We start from the raw sequence: 11,676 nt of genomic DNA, 5'->3' as shown, positions 1-11,676 counted from the left end.
GCATGCGTCGTAATGGGGCCGATCGACACTCGAGTGACTGCAGTTGCTGGTGTCTGCCCGACGTACCCGTCACAAATTTACGCGGATACGCGAAACACTCACCTATGCAAGTCGAATTCGATGAGGACACCTGTATCGGAATGTACCAATGCGTCGCCGAGTGGGACGCCTTCACGGAAGACAAATCGAAAGGAAAGGCAATTCTTGAGGACAGCGAGGAAGTCGAAGACGGCGTGTTCGTCCGCGAGGTTCCCGAAGACGCCGAACTCGACGCAAAGTTCGCCGCTCGAACGTGTCCTGTCGACGCGATCACAATCTACGATGACGACGGCGAGCAGTTGATTCCCTGAGCTGGTCCTGGCTGTTTTCAACGGTGTAACGCCGCATCGACCAGTTCCGCCTCGACCGTTCGTAACAGCGTTGACGCTGCGCTCTCAGAGCACTCGACCCGTCGCTTGGCGTGACATTTGATCCAGGACCACTCGAGGTCTGCGTTCGGAACCGATAGCCCTCGTCCGTGACGTACGTCTCAGCCACTGACGAGTTCGGCTACATCGTGTAAGCTCTCGATCTTGTACGTCGGTGTGGTATCGAGTTCGACCTCGCGACAGTGGGATCGGCGAACGAAGACGGACTCGAGTCCAGCCCGCTCTGCGGCGACGATATCACTCTTGCTGTCGCCGATGTAGAGAGCTGACTCAGCGGACACGGACAGATCGTCCAACGCGCACTCGAGATAGTGCGTGTTTGGCTTCTTCAGCCGAAGACTCTCGATGGTCATCTCGCGACCGTAGTACGTGTCACAAAACGACTCGAGCGCAAACTGTTTGAGGACGAATTCAATGGTGCTGTGGTGGTTGTTGCTGACGACGCCGCAGTCGACCGCCGCCGGGAAGTCCGAAATCGCACAAACATCGCCGTACTGCGCTCGGCTCCCGTCTCTGAACTCGGCGAACTGGGATTCCTCGTCGTGGCGCTCGCGTGCCTCCCAGAACGTCTTGGGCTCGAGTTCGTACGCCGAACAGATCTCGTGGAGTTCGTCGACTGACACACCGCTCACGATTGCATCGATGTGTTGACGGTCCGGGTCCTCGATGCCGACCGCTCGAAATGCGGCCCGTGTGGCGTCGGTTTGCGTTTCCACCGGCGGCGGTTCGACGAGTACACCGTCGCTGTCGAAGAGCACGGCGTCGTATATTGTCACGCACTAGAGTGTTCTGAACGGGTAAGTTACCGTTTCGGTCAGGGAGACGAACACGGCGAGAAAATCGGTGGGTTGTCCACGACCCGATCCGGTTGGTCCGTGCCAAGAGCGGGTTGCAGTTCTCGTATCGCTGAGCCGATCAGGCGATTTTGTCGTACTGGTCGGAGAGCTTCTCGGCGGCCTCGCCGAGCTGGTTGCGTTCGAACTCGGTGAGGTCCCACTCGACGACCTCTTTGATGCCGTTCGACCCGAGTTTACACGGGACGCCGAAGGCAGTATCCTCGTGGCCGTACTCGCCCTCGAGCGGGACGCTACACGGAAGCACTTCGCCGGTATCGCGGAGGATGGCCTCGACGGTGTGGCCAACGCCCGTCGCGGGACCCCACTGGGTCGCGCCTTTCTTCTCGATGACGTTCATCGCAGAGGTCTGGAGTTCCTCGAGCAGGGTTTCTTTCTCGTCGTTAGTGAACTCGAGGTCGCGGCCGTCGACGCGGACCTTCGAGAAGACGGGGACCTGTGCGTCGCCGTGTTCGCCGAGGATGGTTGCGTCGACGTTCTGGATGGGGACGTCGTAGCGCTGGCTGATGACGTATCGGAAGCGCGCGGAGTCGAGTCGACCACCGAAGCCGACTACCTTTTCGCGGGCGCGGTCGCCTGACTCGTAGAGGTGGCGATTGAGCAGGTCGACGGGGTTCGAGGTGGTGACGGTGACGAAGTCGTCATTGTACTCGGCGAGCGAGGAGCCGATGTCTTCCATGATCGGCGCGTTGTCGCCCGCGAGGTCGATGCGCGTCTGGCCGGGCTGGCGTGGAATGCCGGCCGTGATGACGACGACGTCCGAGCCTGCGGTGTCCTCGTAGCCGCCTTGGCGGACCGTCGTGTTCGAGTCGTAGGCCGCACCGTGGTTGGTGTCTGCGGCCTGTCCGATCGTGGTGTCTTCCTGATCTGGAATGTCCACGAAGACGAGTTCATCTGCGATATCCCGAAGCGCGATGTTGTAGCCTGCAGCGGCCCCGACCGTCCCGGCCGCGCCGACCACGCTAACTTTCGTCATGTCACGTAATACTCTAGCACAGGCAGCGTTAAATCCGTCGGAAACCGCTTCGTCACTGTCTGAAACCTTCACAATTTTCGATGATTGTCGAACTGAAAAACCGGTCGATCCATGGCCAACGTGTCCCATCTCTCGAGCATGCGCGTGAGTGTTATCGGCGGCGGCACGATCACGGATGAACAGCAGGGGCGAGCAGAAACAGTTGGGCACGAACTCGCTGCTCGAGACTATACGGTCGTCTGTGGCGGACGTGGTGGGACGATAGAAGCGGTCTGTCGCGGTGCGAAAGCGGCAGGCGGCACGACAATCGGCATCCTGCCAGCCGCTGACCCGGAGGCGGCCAACGATTACGTGGACATCCCGATTGCGACGGGGCTGGGACACGGCAGAAACGCTCTCGTGCCGCTCAATGGCGAGGCGGTCATCGCACTCGCCGGCGGCGTCGGCACGCTGACTGAAATCGGCTTTGCAGGTATCTACGACCGCCCTGTCGTCAGTCTCGAGAGTCACGACCTCTCGGCGCTCGAGGCCGAGATCGACCTCGAGACAGTCGAAACGCCTGCAGAAGCGGTCGATGCAGTCGAAGCTGAGCTCGAGCAGTAGCCTGGCAATCGACACCTCCTTTGACGACTCGTGAGATGAGTCCATATGGACGATGCAGCTTCGGACTCCTACGTCATCCGCGAGGCACTCCCCGAGCCCGAAACGTTCGCCCGCTTGCGCGAGGCCGCCGGGATGCCCCCGCGCTCGCTCGAGGGCATCGAACGCGGCCTGCCGAACTCGCTGTACGGCGTTGTCGTGGTTCACGACCCGAGCGACGAAGTCGTCGGCATGGGTCGCATCGTCGGCGACGGCGGCACCGTCTACCAGATTACGGATATGGCGATCCATCCCGAACATCAGCGCCAGGGTCTTGGCACGCGGATTATGGACCATCTCGAGGCCTATTTCGAGGAGGAAGCCCCGCCGGACGCGTACGTGAACCTCATCGCGGATATCGACGACTTTTATGAGCGCTTTGGGTACAAAGCGGTCCAGCCAGCCTCGAAAGGGATGTATCGCCGAACCGAGTAAGGGGCGACCCAGCGCAACTGCGCTGTCGCAGCTTTTTCGACGGTCCGTCTCCATGAGACGAGTATGAGCGACTTCGACAAGGAAGCCGAGCGCGAGAAGCTTCGGAAGAAGTACGAGCGCGACAAGGCCGAACGGGAAGCCACCCAGCGCATGAGCGATCTGTTGCTCAAGGGCGCAACGATGACGAACTCCCACTGTGGCACCTGTGGCGATCCGCTGTTTCAGGAAAACGGCACCACGTTCTGTCCCAGCTGTCACGGAAATCCGGATGCCGTCGAGGGAACCGACCTCGAGGCTCAGCCCGAAGACGACGCTGCAGCACAACCAACGCCCGCACAGCAACGTGAGTTGGACCGTCAGCAGCCGACGGCCTCCGAAGACGAAGGGCAGTCGAACAGTGCGGACTCGAGTGACGAGTCTGACGCCGCGACGCACGACGCACAGCAGCATTCGGCTGAGCCAGACCCTGCCACCGAGCTACCCGACCGCGAGCCGACCAGCGCTGCGTCGACTCGTGACGACTCACGCCAGCCATCGTCGACGCCCCGCAGTTCGGAGCGCACACCCTCGCAACCTGCCCCGTCGACAGCCACTCCCAGCGGCGACCTCGAGTCCGCCCACGACTCACTAGTCCAGGCACTCGAGACGTGGGCCGACGAAGCCGCTCGGGCAGATGATCCACGCTACGCAAAAGAGTGTCTCGAGGCTGCACGCGAAGCGAGCGAGGCGCTCGAGGCGCTTCAATAACTACTCCGAGCCTGTTCCCGGACTCGAGTCTTGCTCGAGAAAGCGCGTCTGTACGTCGCCGGTCGGCATCATGCACTGGTCTTTCTGGCCGAAAATCCGGTAGCGATTGGCGGCGACGAGGTCGTAGCCCCAGTCGCGCAGTCGTCGCGGGAGGTACTTCAGTGGGCGAGCGAGCGCGTAGATGCCGCCGAGTCGCTCGGCGATTCGGAATACGGCATCGGATTTGACGTAGGCGTCGTCACCCTCGAGTAAGACGATGGAATCGAGGTCGTGATCCGCAAGGCCGTGGGCTGCGAGCAAGTCTTGTCCAACCTCGGACTGCAGGGAGGCAAAGTGAAAGATTCCGTCGGGATCACGTGGGACGATGAACTGCACGAACCCGGCACAGAGATTGCAGACGCCATCGAAGAGGATAATTGGCGCATCCGTCGGAATCTTGTCGTTCATTGGGTGTCCGTATGTGGCCTCACCAATTCAGCGTTCCGATGGCGACAGGGTGGATTCATCTCACTCTTGTGGTAGGTCAACCGTCTCGGGTTCCTCGCCGTCGCAGTGATACTCGTAGACGTTGCCGCTGCGGGAGTCGCGTTCCGATGGATCGGCAATCGTGTCCATCGTAATCGGTTCGACGATCCGATGCATGGTGAGTTGCTCGAGTTCTGCACCGTCGTCATCTTCCCAGGTGTCGCAGTAGTAGGCTGCTAAATGGGACGGCGCGTCGTTTCTGTCGTGGAGGCCGCCGCGGCGAACGCTGTTCATGTAGAAGCGCTCGCGATAGGTGCTGTACTGCTGCTGTAGCTCGTCGTAGGGTCGTTCTCTTGTCACTTCCCTGTCGTCGTTGTAGACATCGACGTACTCACCATCGGTCGTCTCGGCGGCGAAGACGAAGTAGTGATCGCTGGTTCGTGGTGTCGGCGCGAAGACGCTCCACTCTGGCTGATCGATGTTCACCATTGTAGCGCGATCTTCGATTTGTTCGTCGGGGGAGACGGCCTCGTTGACGGCGTTTCCAGCTGGAAGGGACGTAAAGAGTGTAAAGACGATCAACGAGACAATGATCACGCCGACGCCGACGTTGTAGAGGTGCGGTTTCGCCGCCTGCACTCGCGGTTCGTCGATCCGCAACCGGGGAACGCGAGCAGCGAGTCGCTCGAGGGTGTCCCTCACCTCAGTGTATGTCGTGTCCACTGCTGCGTCGATACCCAGCCGTTTGACAACCAATTCGCCGTCACGCCAGAGTTGTGGCTGGATGAATAATACGAGTCCAGCGAACGCGACGTACGGGAATGCGCCAATGCGGACGGTCACAGCGAACATCGCGTGGCCACCGACGAACAACAGAATCAGCGGGTATCGCTGCCGGCCGATAAGGATGATCAAAAACGGCGAGAGCATGAGCATATAGTACCACAGCAAGCCGCCGTACTCGAGCAGCGTCGGGAACTCGCGGACGTACTCCGCGAGGAGGAACGTCATATCGTCGAGGCCCATGATCAGCGGCGTCGCCTCACCGGTGGTCCACAGACTATCCTGGGACTTGTGATACCAGTTGAGGAAGTACATATAAACCATCTGCCCCATCGCGAAGAGAGCCATGATGCCGGCGAACGATCCTCGAGGGTCGCGGTCAGCGTGGACGGCGTCGACCGACCAGCGCTCGCCCAACGGGAGGAAGATGGCCCAGAAAAAGAGCAGGCGGAACAGCGTATCGGCGTAGCTTAGCACGAGCGGATTGTGGTGGTCAAGCGAGATGACGAACAGAAACGAGATGATCGTCGCCACACGCGTCTTGTAGCCGACGATCAACTGCAGCGCAAACAGCGCCTGGATGACCATCAACGCCGCAATCTGTGTCGGACTCGAGGCGTAGTAGTAGATCGAAAACGCGTTGTCTGCAGTCATATCGACCGCTAACTCGTGGGGGACCACGCCCTCGCCCGAGTAGAAAAAGGCGAAATTTCTCGAGCGCAACACGAGGTCGGCCAGCACGAGCGCACCGAGGAATATCCGAAAGACAGCAAGTGAACGGGTGTCGATCCGGATGCAGTCACGGAAATTCGTCTGAATCCGTTCGCCGATGGCCCGAGCCTGTTGTGATAGTTCTCGTGACATGCTGCTGTGGAGTGTTGACGGCCCTCGTCGTCAATCTCAGTGTTGCCGGTTCAGTCCGAATTTTGGACGGTCGCCAGCGGATGCGGAAGCCCCGAACTGACAAATTGCGGGCCGTACTGGTCGTTCCGTCGACTCGTTATTCTAATTATAAATGCCTTCTGTTTCAGCGAACTCGGGTGCCAGTACTGCTGACGGGTATACAGTCTGCTGAGCACACCAGGACCGTAGCTACCGGTTACCCGCTGTAGTCGCTTCCAATCACTTCGCGCATGCGCTCGGCGGTCACCTGCCCGACGCCGTTGGCCGCCTGCAACTCGTCTTCGGTTGCGATCATGATCGCCTCGACGGTACCGAACTCTGCAAGCAACGAGCGCGCCGTGACAGGGCCGATTTCAGCAATCGAGGAGACAACGTACTCCTGTTGTTCGGCGAGAGTCTTGGCCTGTTTCTCGCCGTGGACGGACACCTCGCGGTCGCTCGTTTCCTGTTCGCGGCCGGCGATCACTGCGAGCAGTTCGGTCGTCTCGTCTTCGCCCCCAGTCTGGAGGATACTCGCGTCGAAATCGACTGCGAGACTCGAGAGCGCGCCTCGAATCGCGTTCGGGTGGATGTCGCGTTGTTCGTACAGGCCGTCGCCCTCGACGATCACGATGGGGCGGGAGTAATGGCGCGCCATCGAGCCGACCTGCTCGAACATCGAGCGGTCGCTGCCAACGAGCGAGTCGACGAAGTCCGCAACCGACTTGCGCTCGATGACGACCCGATCCGAAAGGACGTAGTCGCCCACCTCGAGCGTCTCGAGGGTAATGTCAATCTCGTCGCGTCGGGAGAGTTCGCGGGCGATGTTGGCGTCCATCTCGCGCTGATCAGCGACGATTGCAATCTGGTCGCCCTCGGCGGTGGGTTCGTGGGTTTCAACGTCGCTGGTATCGCCTTCGTCGTCGCTCGAGTCCGAAATGTCATCAGCGTAATCCTCGAGTCCGGGCTGTGTCGAAACCCCCTCATTTCCACTGGAAGAATCGCCGACTGCGTCGGCTTGTCCTTGTCTAGTGTCTACTTTCACTTCGCTCTTGTCGCCGGTGCCGGTTTCGCCGTCGAAATCCGACAGCGCCTGTTGGGAGTCATCGAGTTCGTCTTTCAGGTCGTCGGCCATTCCCTTCAGGTCGCGCAGTTCCGACTCCATCTCCTTTTCGCGGCGCTGGGAGATCCAGAAGTAGGCCTCGTCGCGCGTGTCTTCGGCCATGAGGACGACGACGCGGCCTTCTGACTGGCGGCCCGTTCGGCCCTTTCGCTGGATGGATCGGATCGCCGTCGGCACGGGTTCATAAAAGAGCACGAGGTCGACTTCGGGAACGTCCAGTCCTTCCTCGGCGACGGAGGTGGAGACGAGGACTTCGAACTCGCCTGCGCGGAAGTCATCGAGTACGTCTTTCTGTTCGGTCTGGGTCATCCCATCGCTGCCTTCGCGGTCGCCCTGCCCGACAAAGCGCTTCGCGTCGAAACTATCACACAGGAACTCTGTGAGCGCCTCTGCGGTGTCGCGGGATTCAGTAAAGACGATCACACGTTCGCCGCCCTCGAGGCCGAGCGTCTCCGCGAGGAGCATTCGCGTCTTGCGGTACTTCGGGTGTAACTCGTCGAAGCTCTCGGCTTTGCGCATGGATTCGCGGACGCGGGGGTCAGAGACCATCCGCTGGCTCGCTTTCGACGCACCTGAGGATCTTGCCTGATTGCGCTGGCGGTCGAAGTACCGCCGGAGGGCCTCGACGCTCTGGGTTTCGACGAGCGTGACGGCCTGGCGGAGTTTCATCACCTCGGCGTGGATCGACATCCCCTCGAACCCCTCCGATTGATCGTTGTTGATCAACTGCTGTAACTCGGCGCGCATCCGGTTGAGGTCCTTCTGGGACTGATCCGGTTGTGTTGAGGAGGCGATCCCCATCTCCTTGAGCGTCTCGAGTCGGTCTTTGATGACCTCGTTCAGCGCGTCGCGGATCTCGAGAACGTGCTCGGGGAGATCGATGCGTTCCCATTCAACGTCGGTGTCGTGGGTGAACTCGGCGACGTCGGCGTCCTCTTCGGTCATCACTTCGACTTCCTGGAGACCGAGGTTTTCACAGACCTCGAGGATGGCTTCCTCGTCGCCGCCGGGCGAGGCTGACATGCCGGTGACGAGTGGTTTCTTGGCGTCGTCGTGGTAGCGTTCGGCGATGTAGTTGTAGGCGTAGTCGCCGGTCGCGCGGTGGCACTCGTCGAAGGTGATATGGGTTACGTCGGCAAGCGAGACTCGAGAGCCGACGAGGTCGTTTTCGATCACCTGTGGGGTTGCCATGACGACGGTTGCCTTGTCCCAGAGCGCAGCGCGGTCGTCCGGGCTGACGTCGCCGGTGAAGACGACAATCTCGTCGTCGGGAATCTGGAGGGCTTCGCGGTAGAACTCGGCGTGTTGCTGGACGAGCGGCTTGGTGGGTGCGAGCATCACCGATTTCCCGCCAACTTCCTCGAGTCGGCGTGCGGTCACGAGTAGGCTCACGGTCGTCTTCCCCAGCCCGGTCGGGAGACAGACGAGCGTGTGGTGGTTCGCGGCCGTCCCCGCGAGTTTCAACTGATAGAGCCGCCGCTCGAGAAAGTCGGGCTCGAGGAGCGGGTGCTCGATTTTTGGTGGGTCCCCACTCTCGTCCGTCGTTGCCATTGGCGGTGATTCACTACGGGCGAGGTTAAGCGTTGAGAAACCGCGGTGAAAGTGAAGCCGCTGTCGTGGTTGCGGTGTGGGCGGGAGAGGGCGCTACAGGTCGTCACCGGGCTCCTGGATAATTCGCGGCGAGTTGTCGCCACAGCCGTGTCGGTAGATGTACGACGCGGTGCGGTCGCGATCCGTCGGATCAGTGATCGTCTCGCGGGTAACCTGCTCGTTGACGACGTACATCGAAATCGCTTCGAGTTCGCCGTCGTTGTTGTCTGTCCACTGCTCACAGAGGTGTTCAGCGAGGTGCTCTGCGACGAGGTCGCTCGAGTGACCTGAGCGCACGCTGTTCATGTAGAAGCGCTCGCGATAGGTCCCGTGTTGGGTCTGTAACTCCTGGCCGGGGCGCTCGTAGGTAAGCGGGCGGTCGTTGTAGATATCGAGTTGCTCGCCGTCTACTGTCTCTGCAGCGAAGACGTGATAGCGATCCGTGGTTCGTGGATCCGGCCCGGCGAAGACGCCCCACCCAATCGGTTGGTCGATCCCCAGTTTCGAGGCTGTTGACTCGACGTGTGTCACCCCGTCGGTCTCCGTCAACGTCTCGATGACGACATCTTCGACCTGATACTCGAGGGCACGTTCGCTCTCGTCAGCATCAGTCACTGACTCGGCGACGACAAGGCCGATATTTCCTCCCATCACGACGGCGACGAACAGGATCGTTGCGACGATGAGCCCGATACTTGCCGTATAGGCGTGGTCGCGCAGTTGGTCGGTGCGTTCACCACCGATTCGGGGATTGGGCACGCGGGCTGCCAGTCGCTCGAGTGAGGCCGTTCGCGCAGCGAATCGTTCGGTCTCGAGTCCGAGGCGCTCGAGGATGGCGGCTGCGTCGCGCCAGAACTGCGGCTGGAGGAACAACACCAGGCCGGCGAGTGCGACGTAGGCGAACGCGCCGATGCGGACCGTGAGCGCGAACGAGAGGTGGCCACCGACGAAGAGGCCGACCATTGCCATGCGCAAGCGCCCGCGCAAGACGATGAGGAGCCACGCGAAGACAAGCATGTAGTACCACAGGACGCCACCGAAGCCGAGCAGGGTCTGGAACTCGCGGATGGTGTCGCCAAGCAGGTACGTCATTTCGTCGAGACCGAGCACGAGTGGGGCCGCATCAGCGGTGCCCCAGACGTCGGACTGGGATTTGATCAGCCCGTTTGTGACGTACATGTAGACCATCTGGCCGAGGATGAACGCGCTGGCAAGACTCGCAACGTACACGCGCGGTTCGCGGCCGGCGTGGACGGCATCGATCGACCAGCGCTCACCAAGAGGCAAGAAGATGGCCCAGAACAGCAACAGCCGAAACAGCGTATCGGCGTAGCTCAATACGAACGGGTTGTGATGATCGAGCGAGACGACGAACAGAAACGAGATGATCGTCGCCAGTCGCGTCTTATAGCCGACGAGTAACTGGATCGCAAACAGCGCTTGCAGGACAAACAGCCCCGCAATGAGCGTCGGATCGGTCGTCAGGTGATAGATCGACCAGCCGGGATCAGACGACGCTTCGTAGACAAGGGAGCGCGGGACGACGCCCTCGTCAGTGTAGAAGTACGTAAAGTTCCGCGAGCGCAGTGCAAGATCCGCAAGGATCAGGAGAGCAGCAACAATCCGAAACACGGCAAGCGACCGCGTATCGATCCGAACGCAGCGCTCGAGGAAGTCTCGAGTGCGTTGAAGCGTTCGACGGAGGGGGGAGTCAGCGGTTGCCATCGGTATTCGTGACTCTGTGGAGAGCGTATATGCATTTCTATCAACGTGACATCCTCCTCGCCGTAAACGGCGGGATTCTCTCGCTGTTTAAAGATAGCTCAAGCGGTGGCACGTTTGCCAGCACAGTATCCGCACCGGAGCCGAAAATTCCACAAGCAGCGACCTACAGCGGCGCGAACTCGAGTGCGAGCCACGCCAGCACGGACGCGTAGATCGGAATTGTCAGGTTGTCGTCGACGATGAAGTCGCCAATTCGGACCTTGACGCCGTCAGCGATGGTCGCGCCAAGGGCGGCCGCGAGGACAGCCAGGGGCGACTCGTAGAGAAACGGCGTCGCCAGTAGTGCTGAGACGACGAACATCGTAACGAGCACTTTTGGGCTTTTGACCGTCTTGAGCGAGTCATCAGAGACAGCGCCACTGATCGGGTCGCCGAGTGAGAGCATCAACATCGCGGGAAGAGCGATGTGGGGCTCGAAGACGAGCACAGCTACCGTCATACTCACCATGTAGTAGCCGTAGCCGGCAAACTGGTCCTGTTCGTAGTCACGCGTCAGTTTCTCGTATATCCACCACTCGAGGCCGACGCGGAGTCGAAGGAACTCGAGGCCGATCACTCCGAGCGAGAGGATGACCATCAGGATGCGGAAAGAGTCCCAGGTGAGTCCAATCTCGAGATAGTTCGCGAGGAGATAGAGTGCGACCAGCCCGGAGCCGCTTGCGTGGACGAGTCGTCTTTTGAGTTCGTCGGCCATCACCTCTTTTCTCGAAGGATGTGACCTTCAGTCCGTCGGTTACATATTGGCCGCTGACACCACCGACCATTCGTCGACCTACATTCTGAGATGTTGAACTGCCGGACAACAGTCAGTACAGCTGTTCAACGGTCAAAAACCTTAGCTGTCTGCCAGTCTTGGCTGCCGGTGTGCTTATGGTGGTGTCGCCAAACCTGACGATATGATTCGGCGACCAGTGCAGTTCTCTCGCGGACTCTCGATGGTCGCATCCGCCTCAAGTCGGCTGCTCGTTC

The 11,676-nt window shown here is 60.4% G+C and carries 11 protein-coding genes; 4 read left to right on the top strand and 7 right to left on the bottom strand.

Going from position 1 to position 11,676, the window contains the following annotated elements; genetic code table 11:
* Positions 1-104: 104 nt before the first annotated feature.
* On the top strand, positions 105-350 hold the full coding sequence (locus G6M89_RS06525) for a ferredoxin (RefSeq protein ID WP_165160990.1): 246 nt from the start codon (positions 105-107) through the stop codon (positions 348-350).
* Between the two features lie 179 nt (positions 351-529).
* Here G6M89_RS06525 and G6M89_RS06515 read toward each other — a convergent pair whose 3' ends face one another.
* Both G6M89_RS06515 and mdh read right to left on the bottom strand, forming a co-directional pair.
* Positions 530-1,204, bottom strand: a complete 675-nt coding sequence (locus G6M89_RS06515) for an HAD family hydrolase (RefSeq protein ID WP_165160989.1) — start codon at positions 1,202-1,204, stop codon at positions 530-532.
* Between the two features lie 139 nt (positions 1,205-1,343).
* Positions 1,344-2,258: a malate dehydrogenase gene (mdh, locus tag G6M89_RS06510; RefSeq protein WP_165160988.1), complete on the bottom strand. Its 915-nt coding sequence runs from the start codon at positions 2,256-2,258 to the stop codon at positions 1,344-1,346.
* A 138-nt stretch (positions 2,259-2,396) separates the two neighbouring features.
* On the opposite strand from mdh, the gene G6M89_RS06505 reads away from it, so the two are divergent.
* The 3 genes from G6M89_RS06505 (at position 2,397) to G6M89_RS06495 (ending at position 4,079) form a co-directional block, all read left to right on the top strand.
* Entirely contained in the window at positions 2,397-2,861 is a 465-nt protein-coding gene (locus G6M89_RS06505) for a TIGR00725 family protein (protein ID WP_165161308.1), read from the top strand.
* 45 nt (positions 2,862-2,906) lie between these two features.
* Entirely contained in the window at positions 2,907-3,332 is a 426-nt protein-coding gene (locus G6M89_RS06500; protein WP_165160987.1) for a GNAT family N-acetyltransferase, read from the top strand.
* 63 nt (positions 3,333-3,395) lie between these two features.
* On the top strand, positions 3,396-4,079 hold the full coding sequence (locus tag G6M89_RS06495) for an Sjogren's syndrome/scleroderma autoantigen 1 family protein (protein WP_165160986.1): 684 nt from the start codon (positions 3,396-3,398) through the stop codon (positions 4,077-4,079).
* Here G6M89_RS06495 and G6M89_RS06490 read toward each other — a convergent pair whose 3' ends face one another.
* The 5 genes from G6M89_RS06490 to G6M89_RS06470 form a co-directional block, all read right to left on the bottom strand.
* Positions 4,080-4,526 (bottom strand): thiol-disulfide oxidoreductase DCC family protein, encoded by a 447-nt coding sequence (locus tag G6M89_RS06490; RefSeq protein WP_165160985.1) that lies wholly within the window; start codon positions 4,524-4,526, stop codon positions 4,080-4,082.
* Between the two features lie 60 nt (positions 4,527-4,586).
* A complete protein-coding gene (locus G6M89_RS06485; RefSeq protein ID WP_165160984.1) occupies positions 4,587-6,191 on the bottom strand; it encodes an HTTM domain-containing protein in 1,605 nt (534 codons plus the stop codon).
* A 235-nt stretch (positions 6,192-6,426) separates the two neighbouring features.
* Positions 6,427-8,883, bottom strand: coding sequence for a DEAD/DEAH box helicase (locus G6M89_RS06480; protein WP_165160983.1), 2,457 nt, complete (start codon positions 8,881-8,883; stop codon positions 6,427-6,429).
* 93 nt (positions 8,884-8,976) lie between these two features.
* Positions 8,977-10,647, bottom strand: coding sequence for an HTTM domain-containing protein (locus G6M89_RS06475; protein ID WP_165160982.1), 1,671 nt, complete (start codon positions 10,645-10,647; stop codon positions 8,977-8,979).
* Positions 10,648-10,810: 163 nt separating this feature from the next.
* Positions 10,811-11,401 carry a dolichol kinase gene (locus G6M89_RS06470; protein WP_165160981.1) on the bottom strand — a complete coding sequence of 197 codons (591 nt, stop codon included), beginning with the start codon at positions 11,399-11,401 and terminating at the stop codon, positions 10,811-10,813.
* Positions 11,402-11,676 lie beyond the last annotated feature (275 nt).

This window comes from Natronolimnobius sp. AArcel1 (assembly GCF_011043775.1).
GTDB lineage: Archaea > Halobacteriota > Halobacteria > Halobacteriales > Natrialbaceae > Natronolimnobius.
This window is presented reverse-complemented; position numbering and strand designations above follow the sequence as displayed.

Excerpts from the sequence above, each read along its gene's own strand:
- G6M89_RS06470 (WP_165160981.1), bottom strand. The coding sequence starts at position 11,401 with ATGGCCGACGAACTCAAAAGACGACTCGTCCACGCAAGCGGCTCCGGG.
- G6M89_RS06480 (WP_165160983.1), bottom strand. The coding sequence starts at position 8,883 with ATGGCAACGACGGACGAGAGTGGGGACCCACCAAAAATCGAGCACCCG.
- G6M89_RS06485 (WP_165160984.1), bottom strand. The coding sequence starts at position 6,191 with ATGTCACGAGAACTATCACAACAGGCTCGGGCCATCGGCGAACGGATT.
- G6M89_RS06490 (WP_165160985.1), bottom strand. The coding sequence starts at position 4,526 with ATGAACGACAAGATTCCGACGGATGCGCCAATTATCCTCTTCGATGGC.
- G6M89_RS06495 (WP_165160986.1), top strand. The coding sequence starts at position 3,396 with ATGAGCGACTTCGACAAGGAAGCCGAGCGCGAGAAGCTTCGGAAGAAG.
- G6M89_RS06505 (WP_165161308.1), top strand. The coding sequence starts at position 2,397 with ATGCGCGTGAGTGTTATCGGCGGCGGCACGATCACGGATGAACAGCAG.
- G6M89_RS06475 (WP_165160982.1), bottom strand. The coding sequence starts at position 10,647 with ATGGCAACCGCTGACTCCCCCCTCCGTCGAACGCTTCAACGCACTCGA.
- mdh (WP_165160988.1), bottom strand. The coding sequence starts at position 2,258 with ATGACGAAAGTTAGCGTGGTCGGCGCGGCCGGGACGGTCGGGGCCGCT.
- G6M89_RS06525 (WP_165160990.1), top strand. The coding sequence starts at position 105 with ATGCAAGTCGAATTCGATGAGGACACCTGTATCGGAATGTACCAATGC.
- G6M89_RS06500 (WP_165160987.1), top strand. The coding sequence starts at position 2,907 with ATGGACGATGCAGCTTCGGACTCCTACGTCATCCGCGAGGCACTCCCC.